Source organism: Colwellia piezophila ATCC BAA-637 (assembly GCF_000378625.1).
Lineage (GTDB): Bacteria > Pseudomonadota > Gammaproteobacteria > Enterobacterales > Alteromonadaceae > Colwellia > Colwellia piezophila.
Genome location: NZ_KB905174.1, coordinates 42397 through 64231 on the forward strand (window position 1 = coordinate 42397; position 21835 = coordinate 64231).

Here is a 21835-nt window from a genome sequence, read left to right on the forward strand (position 1 = left end):
TTTATTAAGAAGTTATTGCTAGTTATTGAGAAGTTAAGACTCGGGTTACTGAGCCACAGATTTCGCTCCGTGTCGCCCCTGTTACTTGTGGGTCATTACCCGGTAAGCCATTCATACAACGATATGCTAACCAAGCAAATGCCATCGCCTCTATAAAATCACCACTAATACCCACTTCATCGGTACTGCAAACTTGCCACTGCGGCAGTGCTTGTTGTAAGGCCTGCATAATGCCCCCATTTTTAGCACCGCCACCACAAACCAATAATTGCCCCGGTGCAAAATGCTCGATAGCATCGACAATAGGCTTACAGGTCAACTGCACTAGTGTCGCCATAATATCGGCATCGCCAATCGGTTGTGTAAATTCACTCAGTTTTTGTTGCAGCCAATCTAGATTAAAAAGCTCTCGACCACTACTTTTTGGTGGGGGTAAAGTAAAATATTTTTCACTTAATAAACATGATAATAGCGCTTCATTACATTGGCCACTCGCAGCAAAGGCCCCGTTTTCATCATATCGACAGCCCTGTATTTTAGCTATCCACAAATCTAATAAGACATTACCAGGGCCTGTATCAAAGCCGCTTAAAGGCTTGGGGTTAACAATTGAAATATTTGCTATACCACCAATATTTAAAAATACTTGCGCGCGATCATCTTTAAGTGTTAGTAAATCCTGATGGAAAATCGGTACTAATGGAGCTCCCTGTCCTGCTAACGCAATATCCATCGATCTAAAATCGGTCACCGTTGTTATACCTGTGTTGGCGGTAATAACACTGGCATTAACCAATTGCATTGAAAATGGGTATTGACCGGTAGGTTGATGAAAGACTGTTTGACCATGACAACCTACCGCAATGATATGCTTTGCATTTAATTGATTTTTTATAATAAATAAATTAACCGCATCAGCATAAGCTAAACTCAACTGAGTGGTTAGTTCACCTAATGCTTGTAAAGAGGTCATTTGTGTTTGGCATAAGGACAAAATTTTAGTGCGAAGATCTTGTTCGAACTCAAACTCTTCGCCAAGTAGAAACTCTGTTTTACATTTATCGGCTTCCGAGTTTATATTTATTAGCGCAACGTCTATACCATCAACACTCGTTCCTGACATTATGCCTAGGTATAGTTGCTGTTCAGGTGATTTTTGTGTGTGTGTCATCTAAAGCTATCCCATTTCACTTAATACTTTAAGAATAAAATATTTAAACAAAAAAGTCACTAGGGAATAATTAATTAATTTTTATAAGTTATTATTACCGTGGTTTTAAAAACTGTACCGCTATAGTTTTAGCGCAGATTTTAGACGTTAAATAAGTGGATCTGATATTGAACTGAAATTATTTAGCGCTGAAGTTGAGTCAAGGCACTTAGTAGAGAGTGATAAAAGATAATTAGGAGAGGATACGGACTATTAAGGGATAAACTAGTGCAGTGTGATTACTAACACTATTCCAGTTTTGATTATAACGATTGGATTTGAAAGGATTTTAGAATACCGCTTGAACTATTATAAATAGATCAATCGGTTACTGAATTAGTTGAGTTGACCACATAATTAAGCTCAAACAACTACTTCAACCAATTGATTTTACAATTAATTGTAAGTTTAGGTTTATTCGTTCTTATAGATGATGATCTGCAATTTAGAACACACTTTTGTCGAGTATGCTAAGTCGTTGATAACTCACAACCAGCTTTCAACCTATATATGTGTCTAACCCCAATAGAAAGTGAATAATCGCAGAGTAGTAGCTATTAACTTGAAAGAGAATGAGCTACATTTAGTTAACTTTAAGCTCTATTAACATCAAGTGTCATGCTCGCTTTCGTCCCCTGAGCGGCTCAAAACCTGCAGAATGTTGGCCACTACACACTGAGCTAAATTGATTTATAAACGTTCTTTAAGTAATCCTCAATTTCTCGTGCTGTTACTCTCTGAGGAGTTAAAATTTGCTTAAGGTAGTACTCTAGTAAGTTAGATTTATTCCGCTTAATCCATTTTATATTCAAAGAAAACACATAGTCAACAGGGTTCCCTTTATTGACTTTTTAAGGTGCTTTTTTATGAAAATAAGACCTGAAAAATTAAAAACCGGTCGTTAGTTTAACTTTTTTCAGTGTTGTTGTTTTGAAATTTTCCTCTTCAAAATAATTAAGCAACTGCGGTGGTATATCCTGTAACAAGATATTTGAAGAACGTGTACTTGCCATAATTTTCCCTAATGTGTTCCCCAAGGAACATATTCCCAGATTAATACAATCTACAATACTTATCCTATTTAATCGAATGATATAGTTCTGCAATTTAGCGATGAGAACGTTACTAACAAACACTATCTAAGCTACTGATAATAAGAAGACTTTATCTAAATGTGGTAGCTATTCAATAACCATTCATAATCAAGTTACTCACAGTAAAGGCCTATGATGCATTGAATATGGAAACGGTTATTTCATGTTTTAAAGATCAAACTGAAACATAAAAGTTGGTCATGCATAGTTGACTTATCACATTGGGAGTTGGGGCCGCCAGAAATGCTAAATGAAATGGAAAAATTAAATATAAGGTTAGAAAAAAACAATCAAAAATTTGAAGCGGTAATTGTAAAAAATTCTGTTCAAGAACATTTTTTTTAAAGTTCACATATGACATTGAGTAATCTTCAACCTAACTTATTTGTGCGAATTTTACCCGAATTTTAGCCCATAAAGTGAATTATATATTTACAACTAATTACTGATGTGTAATAGTTTATTCCATTATTGTAAGTCAATGTAAATTGGTGTCAGTGATAAAATATATATCTATAAATAAAACGGTTGGGGATACAATGAGAAGAATAAAACTAGCTAAAACCTCTTTAGCTGTCAAAGCAGCACTTTTAATAGGGGGAAGTTACATTTCAACGAGCTTTGCAGCTGAAGTAATATCAGATCAAACACCATCAAGTACAAAAACGGCTCAAAAAACTAATAAAGAAAAACAAAAAGAGATAGAAATAATAGAAGTATCCGGATTTGCGTCCAGTTTGAAAAAAAACCTGAACACTAAACGTTTTGCTGATGTTGTTTTAGACTCTATTTCTGCCGAAGATATTGGTAAGTTTCCGGACCAAAACGTAGCAGACTCCCTTGCCCGTATCTCGGGCGTTTCCATTGAAAGTAATTTTGGTGAAGGGGAAAGTGTGAGTATCCGAGGTACGGCTCCAGGTCTCAACCGTACGCTATTAAATGGTCAAAATGTTGCTACATCTGACTGGAATGCGCTGTCACTGGGAAAACGTGAATTTAACTTCACCTTAATCCCCTCTGTTATGGTTAAGCAGTTGGAAGTATTAAAAACCCCTACAGCTGACATAGATGAGGGCAGTTTAGGTGGTACGATTATGATGCGTACGCGTAAGCCTCTGGAAATGGATAACGGCAGTGGCGCTATTTCTTACCAGCAACAATACTCTGATAAATCTGAAAAGTGGGATCCGCAGTTCTCGGCATTATTTTCACTTAAAAATGAAGATGAAACACTGGGCGCCTTGGTTACCTACGCCCGTCAGGATAATTCATTGCGCCGTGATGGTATTCAAACCCATGGCTGGACACAGAGCGACCTGGGTGGCCGTAGCGATGTCTGGCATCCAAAAATTATAAGTTCAAATATTTTCGAACAAAAGCGTGAACGTGAAAGTATCATGCTGACTCTTGAATGGATTCCCGTTGCTGAGCTGGATGTCACCTTCAATGCGCTAAATTCCCGCATGGATGCCGATAACGTGAGTCAGGCCTATTATTTAATGGTAGATCAAAGCCTCAATTTAGGTGCCGTGCCCACAAATATTGTTTTTGATGATGTTAATGGTGATACCGCGCTTGGCATGGTGATCCCAGATGTTGAAAATGGCAGTCCTTCGGATGACTCGGAAGTCCAGTTAGATACCCGTAACCGTAAGGCTTTTTTTGAAACACAACATTATGATCTAGATCTTCAGTATGAAGGTGATAATTATACCTTGCATGCACAGGCGGGCTATACCGAGGCCAAAGGTGGTAACCGTTTTGAAGTGGCCACGGCATTCTTTGCCGATACCGCCATCGCTTATGACAATACTCAGGGTGTTCCACAGGGCAGCCTGCTTGATATGGACATCAATGATACGGATGCATATAGCCTGCGCCTGTTAAGCGTGTATGACCGTCCGCAACATGATGATGAATTATATGGCCAGTTAGATTTTGAATACGAGTTTGAGACTAATTTTATTACGTCGGTTAAAACCGGTGTTAAATACAGGGATCATGTCAAGTCACAACGTGCAAACCTGTACCAATCTAAAAGAATCACCGAAGGATATGATGAGTCTTATTATGATGAGTTGGTGCTAGGCAATGAAACCAGTTTATCTGATTATTCTGCCGGTCCTTCACCGGAAAATTTTTTAGAAGATAATGCGGCACCTGGGTCTATAACAAATTTCCCAACATTAGATTTTGACGCTTTTGAACAAGAGATACGCCCTAATCTACACAGATTTTCAATTGCACCTTTATTGAATGCTGAGTTTGACATTAAAGAAGTCATCACTGCGGCTTATGTACGCGCAAACTTTGAATATGACGATTTACGCGGTAATATCGGTGTTCGTTACGTTGAAACCGATCTGGACAGTAGCTCCTGGTTATATTCGGGTCCATATTTAAACCCTGCACATAAAGAGTGGGTAACCACAAGCCGCACCTATACCGATGTATTGCCCAGCCTTAATCTGGCTTACGGTATAAGTGATAATGTTCTCATGCGCTTTGCTGCCGCTAAGGTTATGGCTCGACCGGGTTATGGTAACTTATCCGGCTATCGTGGTTTAAACGATATCATGATGACAGGCAGCGGTGGTAACCCAGATCTTGACCCATACCGCGCCACTCAGTATGACTTATCTTGGGAATGGTACATAAATGATACCGGTGGTTTCTCGACGGCTATTTTCTATAAAGATATAGAATCATATTTAACATCCGAAGCCGTGATTGAATCCCATTACCACAAAGAATCATCAAGTATGCGTGATTACACCATAGATGTGAAATCTAATGGTACCGGTGGACAAAATGTTGGTTTTGAATTGAATTATCAACAAGATATCTATAAAGGTTTTGGTTTAATTACTAACTATACCTTCTCAAAATCAACCACTCAAAGCGGCGATAAAATACCGGGTAACTCGGAAGACACCCTCAACTTTACCGCTTATTATGAAAAAGGTCCTTTAAGCACTCGCATATCGTATAACTACCGCTCAGAATATTTCTTGTATCAAAGCGCCGGTAATGACGTCTGGGTTGATGCCACGGAACGCTGGGATATGAGCTTTAGTTATAAAATTTTCGAAAAAACTTCACTTATTTTACAAGGTGTCAACTTAACGGATGAACATAGTAGCCGTTACGCTGATGAGATGAAATACCGTCATTTAGCGACCTTTGAAAATGGCCGCAAGTTCAGAATTGGTGTACATCACAAGTTTTAACCCATAACCTTTTTAAATGACTTCCTTAAGGGATAGTTAACTGAGCATTGACCATAGGTCCAGCTCACGTGGAGAATATAAAAATGAAATTAACAAAAGTCGCATTATGCTTAATCGCGGCCACTCAAATACCATCTGTATGGGCTGCCCAAGATGAAACCCAAGATAATTACCTGTGTGGCAACCGCGTAGCGGGACAAGTAGACAGCTTTGGGCAGACACATTATGGCTGTGATGTCGCAGCCTTTGGTGATACAGGTTTCGTTGAACAAAAATTATCCGAGCTTGTTTTTGATGACGCTCAAACAAGCCCGCAAGACTATGTTAGCGCCCTTTACCCGGTACTAAGAGACGCCGCTAGCTATTATATCGAGCAAAGAAATGCAGTCGCTACAAGCGAAGAAATTGCAGCATGGCAAAATGCGGTACTGGCGTTGGCGCAACAGGCCTCTTTCTGGACCCATTACCGCCGGGGAATCGATGGCTTAATAAAAATGTCTCGCGGCGACAATGGCCACGGTCATGGTTTAATGCAAATTGATGACCGAGCCCATTTTGCAGATATCAAAGCGGGAAAGGGTTGGCATTTATTTGAAAATATTACCTTCGCTCTTGACGTTTATTACCCACACTGGTTAGCCGCGAATGATAATACCTGTGTTACTGACCTCGAAGATGAAACCGGTTTAGCAAAGGCGCAGTTTGCTTATGCAGCCTATAACGCTGGCGATGCTTTGCAAGGTTGTCGTTTCAGTGATGAGTCTACAAACCAGTGGGCCGAGCTGGATGCCCAGTTTGCAGTTAAATACACCGAAAAAGTCTGGCTTGATCTTGTTGACGATGTAAATAGTGACGCCCCGGTCAATACCTCATGTTTCATGATGGGAGATGAAGGCTGTGTGGTTGTGGGTACTTTACCCGCGGCTAAGGCCGATCTTGGTAGCACCGGTCGTATTTTTGGTGAAACTTACTATGGTTCACCGAACACAATTGCAGCCTGTCGTACCCTGCCTGATGATGAAAGTGTTAATGTGGAGTGGATCCGTACCACAACCAATGCCTGGGCCACCTTTAGTATTTTAAACCTGGTTGCCCGCCAGGGGGATTATGTTCAGGTTGCATTTGAATACAATTCGTTGACCAATATGTGCTGGACCAAAGAAGATTCCATCACCTGGGATGGTTTTGAGCCACCTGCACCGGCAAACGATACCTTATTTGCCTATAAACAACTACAACTGTCAACCGGTGAAACCTGTTTACATAGCGAAGGCCAGTTTCATTGTGTGACTCAGGCTAAAGATGCACTTTGTTTAACCGAAACACTAAACCAGGTTGTTGATCCCATAACATTAGTGTTAGGCACCAGCCTGTCTGAGTCTCAAGAAAAGATCATATATGACAGACATCAATGTCTGCCGGTAGTGAGCAATTTATTCAGCGTTGGCGACTCCATAGAGCTAGTTCAGGATATGGATGCATTTGCAAGTGTCGGTGGCAGTGTCGTAGGCAATTTGATATCTGGCAGCAAGTATCAGGTATTAGACATGGTTGCGGATACGAAATATGCCGAACACAGATATTATAAGGTTTTAATTTCTGAAGCTTATACCATAGCGGCCTATACCGAAGGGGAAGGTGAAACGGCTATTGAGCATGAAGCCGAATTTGTCCCTGGTGTTACCGGTTATGTTTATGCGGGCATGGCATCGGATTCCAGCGATTATGTCGCAGCAGCTAGCAATATTGCCAATGAAGCCTTAGTGATATTACGTGCGGGTGACAATCTTAAGATTGATGTCGCAGATGGCGTGAAGATGCTGAGCGAAGTGGGTGGAACTGAGGTTCTGACCATACCTCAGGGTACAGTGCTTGAAGTCACCGAAGTCACCGTAATGGGTGATAACAATAAAGTGTATTACTCAATCCACCGTAAAGGTATTGACGGCCTACTTTATGCCGGATCTTTAGCCCCTGAGCTTAATCTGAACGCAGATTTTTCTGTCACAGCAGATGCTGTAACACTAGACAACACGACCGCAGTGCCAACACAAGATACCGAGCAACAAGTTGCCAGTGGCGGCTCCTTTGGGGTGATCAGTATAATGCTGGCAGGTCTGTTTGGTTTCAGACGTAAAAATAAACAATAACAGTAAATTAATTTAACTATGGCGTTATAAAGTTAAATACCGGTTAACGCATATTTTTATTTTGGGAACAATATGAAAAATTTACATAAATCGCTAGCAGTTTTGCTAGTGTTACAGGCAGGTTTTGCCTTAGCTGTTGAAAATACAGAAGATTATTATAATTGTGAGAATAAAGTAACCGGCACTAACTGGGACTATGGTACCGTTCCTTCCTGGTGTGATGCCGCGTCTTTCGGTGATTCCGCGAAAATAAAAGCAGACTTTGCTGATATCACCTTTGATGCAAATGAAGATGAAGCATCGGAACGTGACCGCTATATGTCTGCGATGTATCCGGTGATCCGAGATGCAGCCGAGCATTACTTTGATACCCGTCAACCGGATGCTTCTATTACAGAAAAGGCAGCCTGGGTCCATGCGGTAATGGCAACCGCCAGCATAGAAACCAGGTGGAGCCAATACCGGGATGCCCTGGACGGCAAGATCAAGATGATACGTGGTGACTTAGGTCACGGCCACGGCATGATGCAGATAGATGATCGATGGCACTTTACCGCGATAGAAGAAGGCAAGGGCGTTGAGATATTCGATAATATTTCTTATGCCCTGGATATTTTCCATAATGGTTGGAAATATAGCGCGGCACAAAGCTGTGTAACGGATGTAAGTGACTGGGAAGCTCGTGCCCGCTCTGCTTACTCTGCGTATAACGGCGGCCCGAGTGACTGGTGTCGTTGGCAGGATTCGCCTATCACCCAAGATACCAACTATATTGCCCATTACAGCGGTAAACAGTGGGAAGATTTTGTTGACGATAAAAATGCGGTTGCTACCATAGATGCCACTTGTTATATGGATGAAGGCGCATCATGTTCGGTAAGTGAAGCACCTGCGCCATTATCTAAAATCAATATTGGTCAGTTTACCTCGGGTAGTGTATTTGCATTATTGGATGAAATAGACGGTACTCGTTTAGAATATGTTCGTGGGCCGGAAAATGCCTGGGAGCAGGCAACTCGATTCCTGGAACTTGAGCGTGATGGTGACTGGGTTAAAGTTGAATTAATGAAATACAACGATGCCACGGAAACACCACTTGTTGGTTGGATGCTAGATGCTGGTACCGTCACCTGGACCGAATTTCCTGCCCTAGGGACATTAGCAAGCGATTTTCCTGCAACCATCTTAGAGTTACGTGATGAAATAGACGGTGCCGCCTTGGGCCAGTATGTTCGCAGTGCCACCAATGCATGGAACCCTGCCGACCGCGTTGTCTTGCTTGAGCGCAGTGGTGACTGGGTTAAAATCGAAATATTACGTTATTTAGATGTAGACGAAACGGCAAATGTTGGCTGGGTACTGGATTCGGGAAATTTTGACTGGATAAGTACCGAACAGGTATTAGATCAACAGGTGGGCCAGTTTGCAAGCGGTAGTGTATTTTCGTTGCTTGATGAAATCGACGGTACCCGTCTTGAATATATCCGTGGTCCAGATAATGCGTGGGAGCAAGCTGCTCGTATGTTACTTCTAGAGCGCGATGGTGACTGGGTTAATGTTGAGTTAATGAAGTATAACGATGCCACCGAACAGCCATTAATAGGTTGGGTATTTGATGCCGGTGCTATCGAATGGATCGATGCCAAGGCAGTAGGTGCTTTAAAACAAGACTTTGCAGCAACTATTTTAGAATTAAAAGATGCCATAGATGGCAGCGGTATGGCCCAGTATATCCGTAGTTACTCTAATGCATGGAATCCTGCAGACAGAGTCATGCTGCTTGAGCGCGACAGCGGCTGGATCAAGGTTGAAATCTTACGTTACTTAGATGTTGACGAAACACCTAACATCGGTTGGGTACTTGAAGCCGATAACTTTGAATGGTTTGGTGGTATCGCTAAAGAAGAAGGCCCTACGCTTTCCGAAATTTGGGAAAATCTATACCTTACCTTACCTACTGGGGAAACTTGTATCCATGAAGCGGGCACCTTCCATTGCGTTGCACAGTGGACAGATGCCGTTTGTTTAAATGCGATGCTTAACCGTGAAACAGACATTATGCCAGTTGCCGTTGAAGCCGAAAATGTCGAAGGGCGTACCATAATGCTTCATGACCGTCATGAATGTTTAGCTCTGGTACCTTCAGCATTTAAAGTAGGCGATGTAATACAAACAATCGGAAGCCTTACATTATACGACACAGTTGAAGCCGTGATAGCCGCGACTCATGCAGATTTTGTTACGGCAAGCAGGGTCATACAAACTCAAGCAGACGGTGTTTACCAGATATTAGATGTTGTGGTACAAGACCAATTTATTTTTGAGAGTTATTACAAGATATTTGTCGAAGATAAAATTGGTTATATCTATGGAGGTAGCTTAGAAGAATATACGCTGGTTGAGGTTGATCATGAGATGCTGGCGCAAGACAATATTCTTGTACCACAGGCAGGTGATACCATAGTGATCAACCAGGTGGATGGCGTTGTACTACGTGATGACACTCATGTAAGCGGGAAAGCGCAAGCCGTTATCCCTCAAGGGAAAGAGGTAATGGTAGAAGAAACCATTATTATTGGTGAGTCTGGCCGGGTATACTACAAGGTCGATTATCAAAATGTATTAGGTTTCATTTATGGTGGTTTAATTTCACCAGAGATTACCTTAAGCGAATGGGCATCTTTTACTGTACCAACTCCGGTAGAGGCTCCGGTTGTGACGGTTCCTAATGCCGGTAATGATGAGGTTGAAGTACGTCCTTTGGCCGAAGGTGGTAGTATCTGGGCATTGATCCTGTTTGGTTTATTATTACCATTCAGATCACGTGTTCAGCGTAGATATAAAAATTTAAAATAATGTTACCAAAACGGCACTTTATGTGCCGTTTTGTTTTAACGTTGGAATTAATACACGAACAGAGATAATGAGTATGAAAAATAAATTAGTCATAGCTGCCGGTGTGGTTAGTGTTTTAACCTATGGTTATTTCCAGGTTGCATCGGAATTAGGCCCAAAAGAGCTAGATGCTGAGCAAACTCTCAATCAGGTTGAGGAAGTGCAAGACAAAGTTTTAACCTCTTCTGTGAGTAATAAAAAACAAGGTATAAACCCTTTTTCCGTAATTAAAGACCCCGATCAGCCCCAAAATTTAGTTAGTGGGCAGCCAGATCTGGAAACTGATAACACTGAACTTGAACTTGAACTTGAACAGGTCGAAGTTGAATTATTGTCATTACTTAATTGTCGCGAAACCTATTCATGCCCACAAGATGATTCAGATCCAAGAGCAAGCGCCCATTTATTAGGCCAGAAAATTTCACAAGGCATAAATAAGTTAGCTGATTTATACAAAAGTAATGGGGTTAACGATACTGAAGCTGCCAAAATTACCCGGAAATTTATACCCAATGGCAATGGTTATGTACAGGAAGCCGTAATTGAATTTATGGCTATGCAGCCCCCTAATGAAGAAAATGCCTTAATATTAATTGATGCCCTGGCTAATGGCTATGATCCTAAAATCATGACACAAGGGATGAAAGAATTAGGCCGTTATCCGCAATTAAATAATGAAATGGATACCATGTTTACTGATATTCTGAAACATGGGCCTTTTAATGTATCAAAAGAACTGGCCAGGCAAATAAAAACCTTCATTAATGCCGATAACCTAGCTCATTACCAAGAAGTATCCAAGACTTTACCGTCAAATAGTGCCAAGGCCCGCTATCTCAGATCTGCGATTGTTGAAGCCCAAATGCGCGTAACCAAGGGCTAAGTAAGGAATATGCTATTAAGTCAAAAGCCTTGCTCGTGGTTCTTGGCTTGTTTCAGGCAGCATTGTTGTGTATCCCCAGCGTTTTTGTAGAAAATTATGTTGGCGAAAGTGACGGTAAGGTTTACCTTATAGTCACTTTTTATATATAAAATCAGTAAAGTGTTGATTATCTGGTTCGTTGCTGGGTATTAATATTTTAATACAAGAACTTACCAAATAAAGATCACCTCTAAACAGATGCCATTTATGAATTTATATCTTAAATTAAGGGAATTTAAATCTTTCTCTGCTTTGCCGAAAATATTATTTTTATTTATCTGGATATTATCACTTGCCGGTTGCAGTTCAATCAGCAAAAAGCCGAACCCTCTATACAAAACAATTCACCGAGAACATGTTCAGCGTGAATTTCGCGCCGTTTGGGTTGCAACGGTTGCAAATATAAACTGGCCAAGTGAGCCTGGTTTAGATGTTGCTGAACAAAAACGTCAGGTAATTTTACTTTTAGACTTAGTTGAAAAAAATAATTTAAATGCGGTGATTTTTCAGGTGCGTCCTCAAGCGGATGCCTTGTACCAGAGTCATTTAGAGCCCTGGTCATACTATTTAACTGGGGTCCAGGGGAAAGCGCCCGAGCCATTTTATGATCCGTTACAGTTTTGGCTTGAACAAGCCCATCAAAGAGGCATAGAGTTACATGCCTGGATTAACCCTTATCGGGCCCATCATATTGCCGGCGGTGAGCTGAGCGAACTATCAATAGTAAACACTAAACCGGATTTAATCGTGCCACTAAAAAATGGTTATTACTGGATGGATCCAACGCATCCTAAAACGATAGAACATTCTTTAGCCGTCGTTATGGACATAGTGCGTAATTATGATATAGATGGTATTCATTTAGATGATTATTTTTATCCCTACCCATCCTATAACCAAGGTGAGCAATTTCCAGACGCAAAACGTTACCTTGAATATACTGAAAAGGGTGGTGAACTCACTCGTGATGACTGGCGGCGAGATGCAGTGAATGACTTTGTAAAACGTTTGTATGGTTCAATAAAAAAAGAGAAGCGTCACGTTAAATTAGGCATTAGTCCATTTGGTATTTGGCGACCCAATCAGCCTGAAACAATTCGTGGGTTAGATCAATATGATCAGCTCTACGCAGATGCTAAATTGTGGTTGAATGAAGGCTGGTTAGATTATTTTACACCTCAACTTTACTGGAAAATTAACCAATACTCACAAAGCTATCCATTATTACTTAATTGGTGGCAACAAGAAAACACTAAAAATCGTCATTTATGGCCAGGGATGAGCACCTACCAGACTTCGGACAGCGCTGGTATTGATGAGATTATTAATCAAATCATGATAGGCAGAGGTATGCTAATGGATAAGCCAGGGATGGTTTTTTGGAGCATTGACGCCTTACAAAAAAATTTAGATTTCAATGATGCATTACGTTTAGGTGCCTTCCAGCATAAAGCTTTGATCCCAGCATCCCCTTGGCTAGATTTGGAACCACCTGAAATGCCAAAAGTTGTTATCAGGCCAACCAAAGACTTTGTTGCCTTAAATTGGTTCCCTTTAGATACCGAAGATGTATTTAATTGGCTGGTTTATTATAAATATGATGATGTTTGGCAGTATAAAATTTTACCTGAAAATCGGCGTTCATTAGAACTTCCCGCTTTTAACGCTGGTGTTGCTTTGGTCGAAATCGCCGTGATTGCGGTAGATAGAAACGGTAATGAAAGTAAGCGAGTAAACAGGGTGCTTGGTGCAAGAGATATTCAAGCGGCTCTTCAATAGCAGAGACTAAGATCCTCAACTATGCCATGGTTGAAAATGGGCCGGGCTTAAACACCTGCTTAAGATCGGCAGAAAAACGATGGAACCAAATCGCTAACTCGCGCGCTAGCCTTAAGCCGTCTAAAGCTTCTTTGTGCTTAGTTATTTGATTCTTATTAATTAGTAACCTATCCAGTAACCACTTGGAGAGGGTGAGACTTATGAATAGGGTTTAAATATCTAAAGCGTACTATCACATAACTCAAACAGTACTATCGCATAACTTGTTTAGTAAGTTTTTTACTCGTGGTTTTGAGTTTTTTATTTTTAACGCTTCATTAAGTGCTTTGGTGATTATTACCATCGAAGCATGTAATGCTTCGGTAACTGCTAGCTCTATTTCTGTTTTTTCTGGTTCATCAAATGAACACAGCCCTTCACCTAATTGCGATAGTTGGTGCATTTTTTGTACTTCCTCTACAGACATAGGAAAGCGGTTTCTTCTCCTTGCTCCGCTTGCAAAATAGTGCACCATTTCTGATAGGGGAGCTATATCAGATAAATGAATAGAATCAACATTACGTATAGATATTACTTTTATATTTAAAGAGCTACTTTCAATGCTATTTATTGCAGCTAACACCGCAGATTCAAGTGATGGAGATTCGCGTATAAATGTTATGTCTACTTGTCTTAGGAAACTCGATAATACGCCATCACCGCACCCAGCCTTAAATAGCCAGTCTTCTAAGTTTGGGGTGTGTATATTTATACCTGATAACCTCAGGGTAAAGCGATAATTTTTCATAACTACTTTCGTAATATAGTTTAATTTATTATGTTCAGTCTTCATCGGAGTAGCATTGGGTTTTATTTCTTGCCGTTCTTCTTTTAGTCGTTTAATCCATTTTTTAAGGGTACTGATGGCGCATCCCGTTTTTTTTGCCGCATCTTTCTGTGTAAATCCGTCATCAACCACTAATTTTGCTGCTCTCAATTTTGATTTAGTAGTATATTTTTTTCTGGGTATTGTCATTGATATCACCTAACGTTTGATGCTTACAGTTAATTATTAGAATAAGCCTTAAAAGAACTGATTAAGTCATTATTTCTAGTTTATGAGTAAGGGCTTCATCCCTTAATTTAGGAGAGGGTATGACTTTTTTCATATAATCACCAGCAGTGATTTTACAATTAAACCCTAGTTATTCTTCTTTGAATCAGTGGTTTATGTTTTTGGTATGTTTTGTTAGTACGTGGCTGTAGTTACGTTAGTTATGTGCATGTAGTTATTTTATTTGCTAAAAATAATACTTGTCAGCAAGGGCACAATGAAATATAAATGGTGATTTATAGGTGGTCGTTTATTTGTTAGGAGGTAGAATTAATTAAATTTATTTATGTAAATTTACCAGAAACAGATTGGGTTTTAGCGATAGAAATTGATGAGCATGTAATTTACTATCTTGGTATCGAAGTTGATGACGGAATTGAACTGTCTGAATCTTTAAATCACAAATGACTCAGGAAGTATGGACGTTTCATACTACAAAGCGGCCACGGCTTATTCAGTAGGTTTTTAGGAGAGAGAAACACATCTTTATTATCTAATTTTCCAGTGATCTAGCAGGATTTGATTGGCACTTATCTAGGCTACCTAGAAAATTAGGGGCTTCCGGTGTAATGACCATGTGTATGAATACCTTCCCTAATAATCTAAATCAAGCTCGTCAACAATATCGGCTAAATAATCAGCATTGCTAAAGGGTAATACATATTGCATTGCTGCGGCTGAAAAAGGAGATTTTCTATTACATAAATTCCTTAACTTATCTTTAGCTGTAACTATTCCCGCTCTATCTTCCTCATCAAGATCGCTATCACTCATTTGAAATGTTAGTTTCAAATATCTTAATGTCGCTTTTGTTGTTTTTATTATTTCGTAACGGTGCGGAACGATAGTTTCATGATCCAAGTTTAATAGCATTTTACTATTTGTTACTCTGAAAAACCCTACCTGATCTTCTTCTTCTGTAACACTTGGATGTACCCTACCTGGCTCTATTTCAAAAGATAAAAGCATCACATCTTCAATATCGCAAGGATCTAAAATCACCCTAAAATTGTAATCAGATTCACAATCTTTAGTCCATGCTCGATTATTTTCATTACTAATAGGAAAGTAATCTACTTTTCCTCCTCCGCCACGACTTCGATTAGAGAAAATACAAGAATAGCGGTAATTGCTTACATCATATGCCTTCCACCAATACCCTGTATGTGGACCATTAATATTAGCTACAATCTCACCATCTAGATTTTTTACTCGACCTTTGGGCCAATAATGGTCGACATCAAAATCTGTGCCTATCCGTGGTGATTCGCTATACCAACACTTATCCCCATATTCACGGATAAAACCAGGCTTGAGTAAACTCCACTTGTTACCAATACTCCTAATAACATCTTTAGGAGTGACTGAACGCTCAACCCTTAAAGACCAAGCAAGAGCATCTGTATTCCAGTCTGCTGGTTTACAGTCATTGAACCTTTCCTTATTGATATGCCTCATCCTGAGACCTTCATATCAGCAAGTATATTTTTAATCATTTTCTTACGGGCTTCAACCGATGCTACCTCTTTGCCATATTCAAGGTATTTGCTTCGTGCAATTAAAAATTGGCGATAGTCTTCATCAGGATGAATATAACCATATCCTAGTAACTCAAGTTCTGTATTAAGCTGTTCAAGCCGCTCGGGATCTTCGTTGGTGACAACTAATTCTCGTCGCTCCCTAATGAGACTTTGAGTATCGTTGTCTAACGTCGTTAACATACCAAACATGTCACTTGTTAAAATGCCATTGACGTTCATTCCTCGGGGGCTTTTATCTGGACTCTTTACTGATATTTTTTGTGTGGTAAGGCTACGCTTTACCACCTGAATTTGTTCTTTTTTTAACTCGGCAATAGACAATGGATGATGAGTGGTCATGATGATGTGGCTTTTAAAACCTTCAGGAATAAATATGGCTAAAAAATCATGGTATTTAGCAGCCCAATTTGGGTTTAAATGAGTATCGGGTTCATCAAGTAAAAACAACGCATCTCGCTTAGCGGTAAATTGTAATAAACCAAAAATAGTTAACAGTTGTTGCTCACCCTCACTAAGCTCAGAGAATGCAACTTCTTGCTCAGATTTAGTTTGTTTAACTTTAATTTCAACACGCTCTAACACGCCTGAAAGATAAGTTGCTTCTAATATTTTAAAAAGATCTTCAGGCCTCATATTGCGGGCTAGTTGGTCTAACTTTGTTTTATTAGGCAAGTAGAAGCTCAATACTTTTTTTGTCTTCTGACGACGAGATAAATCACTTAATATGGGTTCTTCAGTTTCAATAGGGCCAATACAGTGATCTTGAATCAGCTCTAGAAAGTCGCGTATTGCACCTTTAGCTCCCCAAAAATCATTTGCATCGCTATTGCCCCAACCTGTTGGTTGAGTTAATACAAAGGTAGCAGATTGAAAGCTTTCTATTGATAGCTCTCGCTGAAGAAATTTTTCTGCTTGAGGAAAGCCTCGAGCAATAAAAAAGGCTAGTAGCGAAAATTGGCTATGAAAAGGTTTAGCATAAAAGAATGGTCGAATATTATCTCGAATATTTGAGTCTTCTTTTATCACTTCTAAATAGAATTCTCGGCGTTTTTGATAAAACAATGATTCTAATCTATCACTTGGACCGGAATAATAAGCAAATACATTTCGCGGCAGGTAGGGAGATAAACCATCTTGGTCACGTTTAACTTTAGCTATATTAAGAGCTAGCCACTCAGTTCGAGGTACACCCGAGCTATACTTCTGGAATTTAATGTCATAGTAGGGTGCATTGTCTTTATCGGTAATTATATGTAGCAAAGTTTCCACCTCGCCATCACCTATTTTATACTTTATTTCATAACTAAATACTGGTGGTTCGCCAGAATCCAACTGCTTAAAAATATGTACCAGAGCTTCGATAATATTAGACTTACCCGTACCATTTTGGCCAATAATGACCGTACGGTTTTCCTCAGCATTCAACTTTAACTCAATGCCGTGAAGATTTTTAAACTCTGATATGATTTTTAAGTAGATTAATCTCATAACGTTAATGTTACGGCTTTCACGCCATCCTTGGTGGTTTCTGCTATTTTATTGTCAGCTAACAATTTTGCTATTTCGGCAAAAACATCGGTCAAAGATAAGTCATTGGCCAATTTGTCAAAGATTTGTTGTGGACTGAGTGCCCCCTCTGTAGCCAATACCCGCTCGACAGGATTACTTAGCTCCTTTGCAAGTTTTACTATTTTTTTAGCAACAACTTTTTTTACTACTTTTTTATTTTTAGTTGTTTTATTTTTAACGGCAAGTACTGCACGCTCTGCTTTAATTTTTTCCAACAAGGCTGCTGCGGAATTTTCGCCAGTGATTAAATCAGGATTTTGTCCGCGCCATTTAGCCGTGAGTTCGCCGTTAAAGGCTTTGGCTAATAGTGATTGAGTGAGGTTATTAACTCGCTCTTGTGCGGCGTTAACTTGGGCTTCAACTTTATCAGCATAAGCGAATAGATCGTTGACCCGGCGGACTATTTCTTTTTGTTCTTCGAAAGGAGGTAAAGGAAATGCTAACGACTGAACGACTGTTTTATTCATCGCTTGTTGATTGTTACCTGCACCAACCCTTCTTGTTTCCTCGTAACGCTCATACAAAAAATAATATAGGTATTCTGAAATACAATGCGTATCAAGTATACGAATTGCCGCCGTATTTTGGTTGTGACATGCTTCGATATCAAGTATTGCAGGTTGACCGCGTGTCTTACCCTGCCCAATCATTGCAAGCATTACTGTTCCTACAGGATGAACATTGGTTGAAGCGTTCTTAAGCCCTTCTTTAGTTATTGTTTCCTTTGTTGAAGTTACGCGACAAAAAGCAACTTCAGAACTGCTCACCCAACTAATATCGCCCTTCCAATAACTGTCTTGCTTTCTGCTCGGTGTAGCACCAACATAAACATCAAATACCAATCCTATTTGTGACCAGCACCAGCTTTTAGGGATTTCATTATTCGCATTTTGAACCGGTGTAACTTTAGGTGTTTTATACCGTTTACCTAAAGCTTCATATCTCGAGTTCCAAAGTTCTTTAATTTCACTTATAGGCTGTGCAGCCAAGGCATCATTCTGATCACGCCACTCCTCTGTCAATTTACCACTCACGGCGTCTGCGAGCACGGATTGGCGGAAGTTTTTTAGAATTGTGGGAATGGCATCGAGGCGGGCTTTAGTGCTTTCAACCTGCGCCAATAGTTTATCCAACTGAGCAACAATTTCTTTTTGTTCGGCTAGTGGAGGGAGTAATATTTCATGCGCTTTTATTAAGGCTTGGGAAATATTTGGTTGCGCTCCTCCTTTCCCTTTTCCGATGAAATTGTCTCTTTCACTACATAACAAATAATAAAGAAACTCTGTTGATGTTATGTTTTCAATTGGATTACCTACTGCACATGCTTGGTTAGTTGTTGCATCAAGACCCAAAATTGATGTTCGCCCAATAGTGGCACCGTACATCGCCATTATAACGGAGCCTTTACTAAACCATTTAGCACTAGAATGTTTAACTGCATCGTCGGTGATAAACTCGCTCGCAGTAGTAACAAGTCGATTACCTAAATCACCTGTCTTTATCCACGGGATTTTACCGCCAAAATAAGAAGAGTTCTTTCTCGACGGAGTTCCGCCAGATCCCCAAACGGCGATACTTTGCATTTGAGTCATGGACCAACCTATTGGTAATTCTTGACTCATACCTTCACCTCAAGTCCCAACGAAGCCAACAACTGCTCTAAATCACCAATCGCGCCTTTCAGCTCCGTCAGGGCTTCACCTGCTAATTCTTCCGGTGTGCCTAAATCAGCGGCATCAATACTGTTTTTATCTTTAATCCAACTGATATCGAGCGAATCATCTTTACTGTCACGAATGAAATCACGACTAAAACACTGCCAGCGGCTGAAGGTTTCATCCTTCACCTTACCCTCTTCAGTAAAGCTCCATTCACCTACTTGGCGAGGGCTTTGACCATGAGCATCATCGCCATATACAAGTTCAAATGGCTTTAGATGACTTTGACCAAACGGAGTACGCTTACCAAAACTTGGCATATTGGACCGTAAGTCATAAATCCAAGTATTTTCGGTACAGTTTTCTTCTTGTAACTTGTCTTTGACGCTACCTTTGGTGAAAAAAAGTACATTGGTTTTAACGCCAGCGGCATAGAAAATCCCCGTTGGCAGACGTAATATGGTATGCAGATTACATTTAGCCATTAAATCGCTACGCACGTCTTTACCGACGCCAGTTTCAAATAATACATTGTCTGGCAACACTACGGCGGCACGGCCACCGGGTTTTAAATTGCGGTAAATATGCTGGAGAAATGCCAGTTGTTTATTACTGGTGGGAAAGGTTAAATCGTCCCTTGTTATGGAAGCATCGCCGCCTTTAGAGGTGCCAAAAGGAGGGTTAGCTAAGATAATGTCGGCTTCTGGTAAGCTAGCGCCGACTTGCCCTAACGAGTTACCCAAATGCACTACTCCTTCGTCGTCGCCTTCCATGCCATGCAATAAGCAGTTCATCAGTGCTAAGCGACGGGTTGATGGTACTAACTCGACACCGATAAATGCTTTGTTTTTCTGGAAAACAGCTTTTTTAGTTTCTAGATCTATATAACTATCAGTTAAGCCTTTCATATGACGATCAGCGGCGATTAAAAAACCTGCGGTGCCAGCGGCGGGATCTTGAATAACCTCACCTGGGGTTGGTTTAATACAACGCACCATAGAATCAATTAAGGCGCGTGGAGTGAAGTATTGTCCGGCACCCGATTTTGTTTCGTTGGCGTTTTTTTCTAACAAACCTTCGTACAAATCGCCTAAACCATCTTTATCCAGACTAAACCAGTCGATTTTATCCAATGATTTTATTAGCTGCTCAAGATGACGCGGCTCACGTAAGCGAGTTTGTGCATCGGAATAAATGGCAAGAATTAACTTATCGTTATGAACAGGGTTACCTTCAGCATCTTTACCGGTCGATAGTTTATATAGAATTTGTTTGTAATCATCTAGCAGATTCAAACCTGACTTTTTTTCTATGTCGCTCCAGCGACATCCTTCAGGTAGTGGATGTTTATTGAATAATCCTGCTTCGGTTTTTTCATGCACCATCTTTAAAAACAGTAATAATACTAACTCGGTAACATAATCGCTGTAGTTAATGCCGTCGTCTCGTAATACATCACAAAGGTTCCACAGTTTTTGTACGATATCGTTGTTGTTCATTTTTATTCCTAAAATATGTATAAATTAATTTGTTTGCTGTTGTTGCATTTTGTTATTGGCGAGCCATCAGCAATGATAATAACGACTGGTTGATGTAATAATTGCTGCGTCCTACTTTTTCTTTTGTGAGTAGGCCGATTTCAACCAGTTGCTCTAAGTATTTAGTTGCGGTTAGTCGACTAACATCGAGGTCGTTAACCATAAATTCTATTTTGGTGTAAGGATGATTAAATAGATTGTTAAGTAGCTCTTGACGATAAATTTTTGGCAATTGCTCGCGTATCTGTTGTTTAAATTTTTGCATTAATTGTTTAATGTTTTTAATCAGTTTAATGGTAGCTTGGGCGGTTTTTACTATGCCCTCTAACATGTATAACAGCCATGGTTCCCACTCGCCGTTGTCGCGCACCGCTTGTAATTTTTGGTAATAATCAGTCTTGGTTTGAATTAAATAACCACTTAAATAAAGTACGGGTAGATCAAGTAAGTCTTGCCCTACTAAATACAGCATATTGATGATGCGACCGGTGCGACCATTACCATCGTAAAAAGGATGAATACTTTCGAATTGATGGTGAATAATAGCCATTTTAACTAGAGGGTCAGCATCACAAAGCTGATCATCATTAATGTATTGAACAAGATTATCCATTAACTGAACAATATCTTGTGGGTGTTGCGGTGGGGTGTAAACCACTTCGCCCGTTTGCGCGTTCTTGAGTTCAGTGCCTGGTAACCTTCGAAAGCCAGCTTTGTTATTTTCTAACGTTTGTTGAATCTCTAAGATGTCAGCTAAGCGAATAAGTTTGCTGTCACGCACTAAAGAAAAACCGGTACGCAAAGCAATAGCATAGTCTTGTACTTCTTTGGTGGCAGGGTTTAATGCAGCTTCAGTGAATAGTTCAGCTTTGAATAATTCATCGTGAGTGGTAATGATATTTTCAATTTCAGAACTGTGCTTAGCTTCTTGCAGCGTTAAGGTGTTGATTAAGATCGCTTCATTAGGGATGGTTGCCGAAACCCCTTTTAATTCCGCTAAATAGCGATGAGCTAGCGCTGTTTGTTTTAATACTGCGCGGGTTTCCCATTCTTCAATATTGGGCAACGGTAACTCAGTAAGGTTATGGCTCATTAGTGTCTCTTTGAGTATAGGTATAGAATTATCGATAGTTTATACATATTAACTAAATGTGTA

At 40.1% G+C, this 21835-nt stretch carries 13 protein-coding genes; 5 read left to right on the plus strand and 8 right to left on the minus strand.

Going from position 1 to position 21835, the window contains the following annotated elements:
• Nucleotides 1-22: 22 nt before the first annotated feature.
• Both F580_RS0120515 and F580_RS27175 read right to left on the minus strand, forming a co-directional pair.
• A complete protein-coding gene (locus F580_RS0120515; protein WP_019029638.1) occupies nt 23-1171 on the minus strand; it encodes an anhydro-N-acetylmuramic acid kinase in 1149 nt (382 codons plus the stop codon).
• Between the two features lie 926 nt (nt 1172-2097).
• A complete protein-coding gene (locus tag F580_RS27175) occupies nt 2098-2223 on the minus strand; it encodes a hypothetical protein (RefSeq protein WP_019029639.1) in 126 nt (41 codons plus the stop codon).
• A 620-nt stretch (nt 2224-2843) separates the two neighbouring features.
• Here F580_RS27175 and F580_RS0120530 point away from each other — a divergent pair.
• The 5 genes from F580_RS0120530 to F580_RS0120550 all read left to right on the plus strand — a co-directional run bounded on the left by F580_RS0120530 (nt 2844) and on the right by F580_RS0120550 (nt 13280).
• Nucleotides 2844-5534: a TonB-dependent receptor gene (locus F580_RS0120530; RefSeq protein ID WP_019029641.1), complete on the plus strand. Its 2691-nt coding sequence runs from the start codon at nt 2844-2846 to the stop codon at nt 5532-5534.
• Nucleotides 5535-5617: 83 nt separating this feature from the next.
• A complete protein-coding gene (locus tag F580_RS0120535) occupies nt 5618-7684 on the plus strand; it encodes a GlyGly-CTERM sorting domain-containing protein (protein WP_019029642.1) in 2067 nt (688 codons plus the stop codon).
• Between the two features lie 72 nt (nt 7685-7756).
• Nucleotides 7757-10540 (plus strand): hypothetical protein, encoded by a 2784-nt coding sequence (locus F580_RS0120540; protein ID WP_019029643.1) that lies wholly within the window; start codon nt 7757-7759, stop codon nt 10538-10540.
• Nucleotides 10541-10613: 73 nt separating this feature from the next.
• Nucleotides 10614-11462: a hypothetical protein gene (locus F580_RS0120545; RefSeq protein ID WP_157443198.1), complete on the plus strand. Its 849-nt coding sequence runs from the start codon at nt 10614-10616 to the stop codon at nt 11460-11462.
• Nucleotides 11463-11708: 246 nt separating this feature from the next.
• Complete coding sequence (locus tag F580_RS0120550; protein WP_019029645.1) at nt 11709-13280, plus strand: glycoside hydrolase family 10-like protein; 1572 nt, start codon at nt 11709-11711, stop codon at nt 13278-13280.
• A gap of 241 nt (nt 13281-13521) precedes the next feature.
• Here the strand turns inward: F580_RS0120550 and F580_RS25730 are convergent, their stop codons facing one another.
• From F580_RS25730 to F580_RS0120580, 6 genes are all read right to left on the minus strand, one after another.
• Nucleotides 13522-14295, minus strand: coding sequence for a helix-turn-helix domain-containing protein (locus F580_RS25730; protein WP_019029646.1), 774 nt, complete (start codon nt 14293-14295; stop codon nt 13522-13524).
• Nucleotides 14296-14967: 672 nt separating this feature from the next.
• Nucleotides 14968-15831 carry a hypothetical protein gene (locus tag F580_RS25735; protein ID WP_019029647.1) on the minus strand — a complete coding sequence of 288 codons (864 nt, stop codon included), beginning with the start codon at nt 15829-15831 and terminating at the stop codon, nt 14968-14970.
• Nucleotides 15828-17402, minus strand: coding sequence for an AAA family ATPase (locus tag F580_RS0120565; protein WP_019029648.1), 1575 nt, complete (start codon nt 17400-17402; stop codon nt 15828-15830). The genes F580_RS25735 and F580_RS0120565 overlap by 4 nt, the downstream gene beginning before the upstream one ends.
• Nucleotides 17399-19105 (minus strand): restriction endonuclease subunit S, encoded by a 1707-nt coding sequence (locus F580_RS0120570; protein ID WP_019029649.1) that lies wholly within the window; start codon nt 19103-19105, stop codon nt 17399-17401. The genes F580_RS0120565 and F580_RS0120570 overlap by 4 nt, the downstream gene beginning before the upstream one ends.
• Nucleotides 19102-20640 (minus strand): class I SAM-dependent DNA methyltransferase, encoded by a 1539-nt coding sequence (locus F580_RS0120575; protein ID WP_019029650.1) that lies wholly within the window; start codon nt 20638-20640, stop codon nt 19102-19104. The genes F580_RS0120570 and F580_RS0120575 overlap by 4 nt, the downstream gene beginning before the upstream one ends.
• Before the next feature lie 52 nt (nt 20641-20692).
• On the minus strand, nt 20693-21772 hold the full coding sequence (locus F580_RS0120580) for a Fic family protein (protein ID WP_019029651.1): 1080 nt from the start codon (nt 21770-21772) through the stop codon (nt 20693-20695).
• Nucleotides 21773-21835 lie beyond the last annotated feature (63 nt).